We start from the raw sequence: 11,739 nt of genomic DNA, 5'->3' as shown, positions 1-11,739 counted from the left end.
ATTACTATCAAAATACTGGTCGCTAATTACAGCTACCTGTTAATCAATACTCAGTTATTTCAATTCATTAGCCAATCACTACTTGCGCCCAAACAGCTTCTTAATTTTACCTAGAAAAGATAACTTCTGTTCAGTTTCATGGTAGCCGTTTCCATAAGCACCATAACCATAGCCCCCATAACCGTAACCATAGCCGTAGCCGTATTTCCCTTTTTCTTCAAAAAAGTTTAACAAGAAACTTAAGTTAGTAACTTCGCCTTTTTTATATTTCTCGTTAATTAAAGAAAACATTCCTCTTCGAGTATAGTTTTGTCGAACCATATAAATAGTTGCATCAGCAAACTTCATTAATTCTAATGAATCTGCAACTAAACCTAATGGTGGTGAATCTAAAATGATATAATCGTACTTAGTTTTCAATTGACCTATAAGTTCTTCCATTCGTTCCCCCATTAATAATTCTGAAGGATTTGGAGGAATGGGACCTGAAGAAATGATATCCAAATGCGCTACTTGAGTTTTTTGAATAACATTGTTTAAATCTTTATCTCCAATTAAATAATTTACAACTCCAATAGAATTATCTAAATTAAAATCTCCGAAAATTTTAGGCTTCCTAAGGTCCAATCCTACTAAAATTGTTTTCTTTTCACTTAATGCAAAAACAGATGCTATATTAATAGAACAGAATGTCTTCCCCTCTCCACTTACAGAAGATGTTATCAATACCGTTTTCGCACCTTCAACTCCTTGTTTTTTATAAATAAATTGCAGGCTGGAGCGTATCGCCCTAAATGATTCCGCAATAGCCGATTTTGACTTATCAAGAACAGCTAAATTACCATCTACAGGACTCTTCCCTATAGCCCCTAAAATTGGTATCCTAGAAAGTCTTTGTATGTCTTTTATTGTATGAATTTTAGTGTCAAAAAATACTATTAAAAAGACAAAAAGAAAAGGAACTAAAAAACCAAACATAGTAGCCATCACATTGTTGAGTCGTGTGTTTGGTCCAACTTGCCCACCACCTGTATCTTTAGCCGAATCTATAATAAGCACATCACTCACATTGGCCGCCTTAACTAGCCCTGCCTCACTTCGTTTGGATAAAAACAAATTGTATGAACCTTGACTTAAATTGTACCTTCTTTCAATTTTCAATAATTCTTGTTGCTCTTTTGGTAATTTTTTAATCTGCCCTTCGTATTTAGAAATATCTCTTTTAATCGATGCTAACTCTTGGCTTTTAAGCTGCTTGGAAGATTTTATGTTTTCTAGTAAAACATTTTTAACGGCGTCAATTTTACGATCGATGTCTGCAAAAACAGGAGCGCCCTCTTTATAAGAATATTGCAACCTATTTCGCTCTTCAGCTAGAACTACAATCTTAGAGACTGAAGCAGAGATACTATTTTCTGAAATCCCAGCTACAGATGGCGCTGGCACATTTCTATAATCAGATCTTCCTAACAAGTATGTTTCTAATACGGTGTAATAGTTTAGTTCTTGACCTACTCCTTCTTTTCGCAAATCTAAATCGTTTAGCTTTCCGTTCAAGTCAAGTCCTTCAAGATCTAAATCAAAAATTGCATTTTTATTCTTAAAAGCATTTAATTCATCTTCTGCATTAATTACTTCTACCGATTTTTTTGTTAAACTACTATCGATAAAAGCAATGGTCTTGGTAGCGAACAAGTTTTTACGCTCTAACATGTTCTCACTCAATACAGCTACAGAAGTATTTAAATAATCTACCAACTTTGCTTTATTATACCCTGTTAAACGTAATCGGATTACCGACGACCCTTTAGATTCTGGACTTACATTTATTCCATTAAATCGTTTTACAACGCCATCAAACTCCCTAAAATTAAAATAATAAGTGGCTCCGGGCGACACAGCTAACTCAGGGTTAGGAACAAATGTTCCACTAAAAAAAGGTAACGTTATCTTATCACCAAACTTATAGTCTTTATCAAAATTTGCTGCTTCAAAATAACGACTAGATTTTTCTTTTGTATTATAATTCTGAAGTGTTGCCGCTCCATCAAGAAACGTGGTCTTCAAGTTAAATGTAACCGAATCCTTAAAAACAACCGTAAATTGTTTGTTTAAAATTTGAGCTTTAGAAGTATCTACTTTTACAAAAAAAGGAGTTTGTTTATAAGCATCTACAATTTGATATTCTCCCTGCTTTTTATATTCCAAATAATATTGTAATCGTTCTACGACATGCTCATTGTGCGAACGAGATCGCAGTGTTATAATGGCTGTATTTACCTTATCTGTAGTTCCTCCCCAATTGAAGGTCAAACTCGTATTACTCGTAAAAAAAGGATTCTGATCGTCTTTAATGGAGATCATATTTCCCATTTGATAAACAGGCAACTTCCTCACATTGATATAACGTGCAACCCCAAAAGCGATAACAAATGACACTAAAAATAAAGGCCAAAAACGCAATAATTTAAATAGAAAGCCTTTAAAATCAAAGGTGGTGTGAACTTCGTTTATTTCAAATTCTTCACTCATTTACTTAAGGCTTATAAATAATAAAACAGTTGTTGTTAGTGCAGTTACCACAGACAAAATAGTAGTAAAAGATTGCAAACCTGTTGTTCCTGTTCCTATTGATTTTTGTGGTAATGGATTAATGAGTATTAAGTCATTTGGCTGAACATTGTAGTAGGGAGATTTCATAGCATCAATAGATGTTAAATCAATATGATGCACTTTTTGTCCAAGTGGATATTGACGAATAATCACAACATTAGTACGATCTCCTGTTAAGGTAATGTCTCCACTATTTGCAATAGCCTCCATAATAGACAACTGATCCCTATAAATAATGTTTGAACCTGGCGAACTAATCTCCCCGTTAATAGTATAACGAATCCCAGCCAACTTAACCGTTACAAACACATTCGCTTCTTCTTTAAAATAATCTGCCAACAATCGTTTTTCAATTTCTTCTCGAACTTCTTCTACTGTATAGCCTAAAACTTGTAAGTTTCCCAAACTAGGAATTCGAATTTCCCCATGAGAATTTACTACAAATCCATCATTATATAATTTTTCTTCCCCTGTGGCATTTAAATTGCCATCACTAATTGGATTAAAAATTCCAACGGTTTCTTGATCTAAAGCTTTTACCCGAATACTCAAAAGATCGTTTATCTGTAAACGATAAGGTTCTTGTAATTTTCGAATAGGAATGATACTATCTACACTATTTTCTTTTTCTTGTAAATACGTAAGTTGTTCTGTAGAAATACAAGAAGAAAAACACACCAATACAAGCAAAAAAACTAATAAATACGTAGATTTCATAGATAACAAGGGGTTGTTAATAAGCAAATATAACGCAACCTAACTAATAATAAAACATATTTCATTTTAAGTGGTTATTTTCTCTTTATTTTGCAAAAAAATATATTGTGAATTATCTTTCAGTAGAAAACATATCAAAATCATTTGGAGAACGTATTTTATTTCAAAATATTTCCTTCGGAATCAATGCCGGACAAAAGATTGGCTTCGTTGCTAAAAATGGAACCGGAAAAACATCCATGCTCAACATGCTCTCTGGATTAGACAACCCAGATACCGGAAATATTGTCTATCGAAAAGGCTTAAAAGTCGCTTTTTTATCGCAAGAACCCAACTTAGACCCTAAGCAAACGATTGAAGAAACAATTTTTCTAGCAGACAATCCTATTCTGAAAGTTATAGAAAACTACGAAAAAGCCATTGAAAACCCTAACGACTCTGAAGCCTACCAAAATGCTTTTGACCAAATGGATGCTCATAATGCTTGGGATTTTGAAACACGCTATAAACAAATTTTATCCAAACTGAAACTTGACGACCTTTCTCAAAAAGTAGCAAACTTAAGTGGTGGACAAAAAAAACGTCTTGCCTTAGCCAACGCACTCCTCACCCAACCCGATTTATTAGTAATGGATGAGCCTACCAATCACTTGGATCTAGAAATGATCGAATGGTTAGAAGCACTTTTCGCAAAAGAAAATTTCACACTTTTCATGGTGACGCACGACCGTTATTTCTTAGAACGTGTTTGTAATGAAATTGTAGAGCTTGACGAAGGTAACCTATACAGCTATAAAGGAAACTACAGCTACTACCTTGAAAAAAGGGAAGCTCGTATTGAAACCCAAACCACCGAAACAGGCAAAGCAAAACAGCTTTACAAAAAAGAGCTTGAATGGATGCGTCGCCAACCTAAAGCGCGAACCACAAAAAGCAAATCGCGTATAGACGATTTTCAAGACATAAAAAACAAAGCCCACCAACGTAGAAACGATCATGAAGTTCAATTAGAACTCAACATGGAACGTCTAGGTAGCAAAGTGGTAGAACTACATAAAATTTCAAAGTCGTTTGGCGACAAAGACTTATTCAACAAATTTGAATACAACTTCATCCAAGGGGAGCGTATCGGAATTATCGGAAAAAACGGAACAGGAAAATCTACATTTCTAAATATCCTAACAGGTAATATGAAACCCGATGGAGGCAAGGTGGTTATTGGAGATACAGTAAAATTTGGATACTACACCCAAAAGGGAATTAACATTAAAGAAGGCCAGAAAGTAATCGACGTAATTCGAGAGTTTGGTGATTATATTCCGCTGAAAAAAGGAAAACAAATTTCGGCAGCGCAGTTATTAGAGCGCTTCCTTTTTGACAGAAAAAGACAATACGACTTTGTAGAGAAACTAAGTGGTGGAGAACGCAAAAGACTCTATTTATGCACTGTTCTTATTAAAAACCCCAACTTTTTAATCCTCGATGAGCCTACCAACGACCTTGATATTGTTACGCTAAATGTTCTTGAGAGTTTCTTAATGGATTTCCCAGGCTGTTTGCTTGTGGTGTCTCACGACAGGTACTTTATGGATAAAATCGTAGACCATTTATTTGTTTTTAGAGGCGACGGCGAAGTGGAGGATTTTCCAGGAAACTATTCAGATTTTAGAACGTACGAGGACAGCACTCCGAAAGAAAAAGCACTTGAAGAAGCGAAACCTAAAAACGATTGGAAAGCAAACAACGATAAAGTAAAACTTAGCTATAACGAACAAAAAGAATACAGCAAAATTGAAAAAGAAATCGCGAAACTTGAAAAAGAACGCGAAACGCTTCAAAATAAATTTGCCACTGAAAATTGGGATGGCGATGAAATTGACAAACAATCTATAAAGCTTCAAAAAATAATAGACAAAATAAACACCAAAACGGAACGCTATTTTGAACTAATGGAAAAACTTGAATCTTAATTCGTTTTCAACAACAAAATGTATTACCAACTAAAATCGTATTTTAAATTTTGGTTACGATCCTCAAATCAGCACGGGGTACACTCTCCTTTTGTGTACGATTTGGCTACAAAGTGCTTTTACGATTCTACGAAATATCCTGAATATTTATTTCTGAAAGATTTTAGAAAAAAACTCTTTCAAAGCAACGAATCGATTGAAATTACAGATTTTGGCGAAGGCTCTAGAGTATTTAAATCGAACCTTCGGAAGGTTTCTGAAATCGTAAAAAATGCCGGAATCACCTCTAAAAGGCAGCGGTTGCTTTTTAGATTGGTTCGTTATTTTTCTGCGGAAACTATTTTGGAATTAGGAACTTCGGTCGGACTCGCAACAGCAGCACTCGCAAAAGCAACTCCTTCTTCAGTCGTTACCACGGTTGAAGGCTGTCCAACGACTTCAACCGTAGCACAAAACACTTTTGACGCATTTTCATTGAATAATATTCAGCTTCAAACCAAAACTTTTGAACGCTTCTTTGCTGAAAATGCTTCCGAAGTATATCATCTTGTGTATATCGATGGAAACCACAACAAAGAAAAAACCCTCCAGTATTTTAAAATCCTTCTGAAGCACAAAACAAACGATACTGTTTTTATCTTCGACGATATTTATTGGAGCCCTGCAATGACGGAAGCTTGGGAGGAAATACGAAATCATTCAGAAGTAACGGTCAGTATCGATACTTTTCATTGGGGATTCGTATTTTTCAGAAAAGAACAGCAAAAAGAACATTTTACCATAAGATTGTAACAACTATTGTAGCTTTGCGTCATACTACTAATTAAACGCAACCAAAATCAATCTCACATTTGGGAAAAAAGGGACCTATGAGCTTAGTAATAGACATTAAAGACATCAGAAGAGATTTCGTATTAGGAAACGAAATTGTAAAAGTGCTTAAAGGGATTGACCTAAAAATAGAACGTGGCGAATACGTGGCTTTAATGGGACCTTCAGGATCTGGAAAATCTACCTTAATGAATCTTTTAGGGTGTTTAGATACGCCAACTTCCGGAACCTACTTACTCAACGGAAAGGACGTGAGTAACATGACCGATGACGATCTTGCTGAAATTAGGAATAAGGAAATTGGTTTTGTGTTTCAAACGTTTAATTTACTACCACGAACTACTGCGCTGGAAAATGTAGCCTTGCCTATGGTATATGCTGGAGTTTCAAAAAAAGACCGAAATAAAAGAGCCGAAGAAGTACTTACCGACGTAGGCTTAGCAGATCGTATGGACCACAAGCCCAATCAACTTTCGGGAGGACAAAGACAGCGTGTTGCGGTGGGTAGAGCGTTGGTAAACAAACCCTCTATCATTCTAGCCGATGAGCCAACCGGAAACCTCGACTCTAAAACGTCGTTAGAGATTATGGCGCTTTTTAGTGAAATTCACAAGCAAGGAAACACCGTAATTATTGTAACACACGAAGAGGAAGTTGCCGAACAAGCACACCGTGTAATAAGACTTCGCGATGGTATTATTGAAAGCGATACCAAGATAAAATAAATAGATTTCAAAATTGAAACGAGCCATTTGGAATTTGCTTTTTTCAATAGTATCTTCACGCTATGGAAATTAGTCTCTCAAATCCTATAGTGCTTAGTATTGGCGGAATAGCCCTTCTGGCGCTTCTGTACTTTTGGAACAAAGCGAACTCAAGTAAAAATCGGCAACGCCGAAAGCGAAATTTCCGAAGTAGTTATTACGAAAAGAAGAAAGATAAATAATGAAAATATACACCAAAACAGGTGACAAAGGAACCACAGCACTTTTTGGAGGCACGCGGGTCCCGAAACATCATATCCGCATTGAAAGTTATGGAACCGTCGATGAGCTAAACTCACACATTGGTCTTATTAGAGATCAAGAAATAGATGCACGTTCTAAAGAAATTCTCATTCATATTCAAGACAAACTATTTACTTTAGGTGCTATTTTGGCTACCGATCCTGAAAAAATGGTCTTGAAAAGTGGAAAAGAACGCTTAAACATTCCGAAGATAGAAGACGAAGATATCGCCTTGTTAGAAACCGAAATGGACGTGATGAACGACAGCCTGCCACCTATGACTAACTTCGTATTACCCGGCGGACACACTACCGTGTCATATTGTCACATAGCACGCTGTGTATGCCGTCGCGCCGAGCGTTTAGCAACACTTTTACACGAAGAAGAACCAACCGATGAGCGTGTATTAATGTACCTAAATAGATTATCTGACTACCTATTTGTGCTGGCACGGAAATTGACTTACCTCCTACAAGCTGAAGAAATTAAATGGATTCCAAAGAAATTATAACCCTTGTTTTTAATTTATTGAAAATCAGCTAGTTAAATACGTTCTTGAAAATAAAGTAGAAATAATTGCGATTTTCCTTGACTTTTTAATCAAAAAAATTATTTTTGCACAAATTAAAAACCATAAGTGCTATGTACTGGACTTTAGAATTAGCATCCTATTTAAGTGATGCCCCTTGGCCGGCAACAAAAGACGAATTAATCGATTACGCGATTAGAACTGGTGCCCCATTAGAAGTAGTGGAAAATCTTCAAGCAATTGAAGACGAAGGTGACTCGTATGATTCGATTGAGGAGATTTGGCCTGATTATCCAACAGATGAAGATTATCTCTGGAATGAAGATGAATACTAACGTTTTGAAAAACGTTACTTAATAAAATAAAACAAAAAAGTCTCATTATACGTGAGACTTTTTTTGTGCTCAAAATCAAGATAGTTGTTCGCAACTTTCTAATCGTTAAAAGCTAAGAACCTCTTGGCAATCTTGTTTTTTTGCAGTTTTTTTGTACAACAGTTAATTAAAGAAACATCGTTGCTATGCAACCGATCAACATAAAAAAGACGCTTACCATAACGTCTTATTAATAAAATTTACACAATGGGATTTTTAGATAATGTATTAAAAGTTTTTGTAGGAGATAAGTCCAAAAAAGACATCGGCGAATTACAGCCACTAGTTGATGAAATTAAAAAGCACGAAAGTGCCCTAGAAAAGCTTTCATTAGACGAATTAAGGGCTAAATCTACATGGTTTCGAAATACGATAAAAGAAGACCAAAAAGAGATTCAACAGAAAATTGATCAGCTTCAGAAAGAAGCAGACGTAATGGAAGATATCGACAAGAAAGAAGATATCTATAATGAAATTGACAAGCTTAAAGTAGATCGCTACGAAGTTGAAAAAGAAACATTAGCTAGAATCCTTCCTGAAGCCTTTGCCGTTGTAAAAGAAACCGCAAAACGCTTTAAAAACAACAAAACACTTACCGTAACCGCAAATGCTTTTGACCGCGAAATTTCAGCAGAAAAAGCATACGTTACGCTAGAAGGCGATAAAGCAATCTGGAAAAACTCTTGGGATGCTGCTGGTAAAGAAGTAACCTGGGACATGGTCCACTACGACGTACAATTAGTTGGTGGTGTTGCATTACACCAAGGTAAAGTTGCCGAGATGCATACTGGGGAAGGAAAAACTTTAGTAGCTACCCTACCTATGTACTTAAATGCATTGGCTGGAAACGGAGTACACTTAGTAACCGTAAACGATTACTTAGCAAAACGTGATAGTGCTTGGATGGCACCTTTGTTCCAATTTCACGGAATTAGTATCGATTGTATCGATTACCACAAACCGAATTCTGATGCACGTAGAAAAGCATACAACGCAGACATTACGTACGGAACCAATAATGAGTTTGGTTTTGATTACTTAAGAGATAATATGTCGCACTCACCAAACGATTTGGTACAACGCCCACACCACTACGCAATTGTAGATGAGGTCGATTCTGTATTAATTGATGATGCCCGTACACCTTTAATTATTTCTGGTCCTGTACCACAAGGAGATCGTCACGAGTTTAACGAATTGAAACCAAAAATTGCTGACATTGTAGATGTTCAGAAAAAATACCTAACAGGAGTTCTTGCAGAAGCCAAAAAGCTAATCAAAGAAGGAGATGTTAAAGAAGGTGGGTTCCAATTGTTACGTGTTTTCCGAGGGATTCCTAAAAACAAAGCCTTAATTAAATTTTTATCGGAAGAAGGTGTGAAACAAATCCTTCAAAAAACCGAAAATCATTATATGTCCGACAACAACCGCGAAATGCCAAAGGTTGATGCCGAATTATACTATGTAATTGACGAAAAAAACAATCAGATTGAACTGACCGACAAAGGGGTTAATTACCTTTCAGGAGCAGACGATCCAGATTTCTTTGTAATGCCAGAAATTGGTCTTGAAATCGCAAAAATTGAAGCCAAAGGATTGTCTTCCGAAGAAGAAGCAGAACTAAAAGAAGTGCTTTTCCGTGAGTTTGGTGTTAAAAGTGAACGCATTCACACCATGAATCAATTGCTGAAAGCTTACTCGTTATTTGAGAAGGATACGCAATATGTTGTAATGGACAACAAAGTAATGATTGTAGATGAGCAAACAGGACGTATCATGGACGGTCGTCGTTATAGCGATGGTTTACACCAAGCAATTGAAGCCAAAGAAAATGTAAAAATTGAAGCAGCTACGCAAACCTTTGCAACAGTAACACTTCAAAATTATTTCAGAATGTACAACAAGCTTTCTGGGATGACGGGTACTGCAGTAACGGAAGCGGGTGAACTTTGGGAAATTTATAAATTAGATGTGGTAGAAATTCCTACCAACCGACCTATTGCACGTCACGATAGAGAAGATAAAATTTACAAAACAAAACGCGAAAAATACAACGCTGTTATCGACGAGGTTGTTGATCTTTCAAAAGCAGGAAGACCTGTATTGATTGGTACTACTTCGGTTGAAATTTCAGAATTATTAAGTCGTATGTTGAGTATTCGTAACATTCAGCATAACGTCTTGAATGCGAAAATGCACAAAAAAGAAGCCGACATTGTTGCGGAAGCTGGTAACGCTGGTATTGTTACCATTGCCACCAACATGGCAGGTCGTGGTACGGACATTAAGTTGTCGGATGAGGTAAAAGCGGCTGGCGGACTTGCAATTGTAGGTACCGAACGTCACGATTCGCGTCGTGTAGACAGACAGTTACGTGGTCGTAGTGGTCGTCAAGGAGATCCAGGTAGTTCACAATTCTACGTTTCTTTAGAGGACAATTTAATGCGTCTCTTCGGAAGCGACCGTATTGCCAAAATGATGGATAGAATGGGACTTCAAGAAGGAGAAGTAATTCAACATTCTATGATTTCAAAATCTATTGAACGTGCACAGAAAAAAGTAGAAGAGAATAACTTTGGTATTCGTAAGCGTTTATTAGAGTATGATGATGTAATGAATGCACAACGTGAAGTAGTGTATAAACGTCGTTACAACGCATTGTTTGGAGAGCGTCTACGTGTCGATGTTGCCAATATGATTTATGATACTTCGGAAATTATTGCTGAAACAAACAAAGGAGCACAGGATTATAAAAACTTCGAGTTTGAATTGATTCGTTACTTCTCTATGAGTTCGCCTATTTCTGAAGCTGAATTCGAAAAGATGGATGCGCAGAAAATCGCAGGAACAATCTACAAAGCAGCTTACACTCATTACCAAGAAAAAATGGAGCGCAATGCAGACTTAGCATTCCCTGTGATTAAAAATGTATACGAAACACAAAAAGACCAATACAAACGTATTTTAGTTCCGTTTACAGATGGTGTAAAAACATTGAATGTAGCTACAGATCTTGAAAAAGCGTACGAAACGCAAGGAAAGCAATTGGTAAAAGATTTTGAGAAAAATATTACTCTTGCCATTATCGACGACTCTTGGAAAACACATTTACGTAAAATGGATGAGTTGAAGCAATCGGTACAATTAGCGGTTCACGAACAAAAAGATCCGTTGTTAATTTACAAATTTGAGGCCTTTGAATTGTTTAAAGGAATGATCGAAAAAGTAAATAAAGATGTACTTTCATTCTTGTTTAAAGGAGAACTTCCACAAGAAACGCAACAAACAATTCAAGAAGCTCGTGCTGTAAGACCTAAAGAAAATTTAAGCGAGCAGAAAGATGAAATTCAGAACTTAGACGAACGTGCTGCTGAAAGTCGTGCTGCAGGAAACACACAACCGCAACACCAACAAGTAACAGAAACAATTGTTCGCGAACAACCAAAAATTGGACGTAATGATAAAGTTACTATCAAACATGTAATGAGCGGTGAAACAAAAGAACTAAAATTTAAACAAGCCATTCCTTTATTAGACAAAGGAGATTGGGTACTAATGAGTTAACTTTTAGAATATATTACTAAAACGGAGCCTTGTTTTTTCATAAAACAAGGCTCTATTCTTTTTTATACTAAACACCGTATGATTCGCATTGAAAACTGTAAATTTGAGATACTAATCTGAAAAAAAATAATAGA

The 11,739-nt window shown here is 36.2% G+C and carries 8 protein-coding genes; 6 read left to right on the top strand and 2 right to left on the bottom strand.

The annotated features are described in order from the left end of the window. Nucleotides 1-78: 78 nt before the first annotated feature. Nucleotides 79-2,532, bottom strand: coding sequence for an exopolysaccharide transport family protein (locus BLQ00_RS11705; RefSeq protein ID WP_093144484.1), 2,454 nt, complete (start codon nt 2,530-2,532; stop codon nt 79-81). After that, complete coding sequence (locus BLQ00_RS11700) at nt 2,533-3,330, bottom strand: polysaccharide biosynthesis/export family protein (RefSeq protein ID WP_093144483.1); 798 nt, start codon at nt 3,328-3,330, stop codon at nt 2,533-2,535. Between the two features lie 107 nt (nt 3,331-3,437). On the opposite strand from BLQ00_RS11700, the gene BLQ00_RS11695 reads away from it, so the two are divergent. From BLQ00_RS11695 to secA, 6 genes are all read left to right on the top strand, one after another. Beyond that, on the top strand, nt 3,438-5,300 hold the full coding sequence (locus BLQ00_RS11695) for an ABC-F family ATP-binding cassette domain-containing protein (RefSeq protein WP_093144482.1): 1,863 nt from the start codon (nt 3,438-3,440) through the stop codon (nt 5,298-5,300). An 18-nt stretch (nt 5,301-5,318) separates the two neighbouring features. After that, nucleotides 5,319-6,092, top strand: coding sequence for an O-methyltransferase (locus tag BLQ00_RS11690; protein WP_093144481.1), 774 nt, complete (start codon nt 5,319-5,321; stop codon nt 6,090-6,092). A 77-nt stretch (nt 6,093-6,169) separates the two neighbouring features. Next, nucleotides 6,170-6,856, top strand: a complete 687-nt coding sequence (locus tag BLQ00_RS11685; RefSeq protein ID WP_093144480.1) for an ABC transporter ATP-binding protein — start codon at nt 6,170-6,172, stop codon at nt 6,854-6,856. A gap of 220 nt (nt 6,857-7,076) precedes the next feature. After that, nucleotides 7,077-7,649, top strand: a complete 573-nt coding sequence (locus tag BLQ00_RS11680) for a cob(I)yrinic acid a,c-diamide adenosyltransferase (protein WP_093144479.1) — start codon at nt 7,077-7,079, stop codon at nt 7,647-7,649. 131 nt (nt 7,650-7,780) lie between these two features. Next, nucleotides 7,781-8,002, top strand: a complete 222-nt coding sequence (locus BLQ00_RS11675; RefSeq protein WP_008272287.1) for a DUF2795 domain-containing protein — start codon at nt 7,781-7,783, stop codon at nt 8,000-8,002. A gap of 246 nt (nt 8,003-8,248) precedes the next feature. After that, nucleotides 8,249-11,605 (top strand): preprotein translocase subunit SecA, encoded by a 3,357-nt coding sequence (gene secA, locus BLQ00_RS11670; RefSeq protein WP_093144478.1) that lies wholly within the window; start codon nt 8,249-8,251, stop codon nt 11,603-11,605. The last annotated feature ends 134 nt before the right edge of the window (nt 11,606-11,739 follow it).

Origin of the sequence: Ulvibacter litoralis, assembly GCF_900102055.1 — a bacterium.
Classification (GTDB): Bacteria; Bacteroidota; Bacteroidia; order Flavobacteriales; family Flavobacteriaceae; genus Ulvibacter; species Ulvibacter litoralis.
The sequence above is the reverse complement of the archived record's forward strand: the minus strand, read 5'-3'. Positions and strand labels throughout refer to the sequence as shown.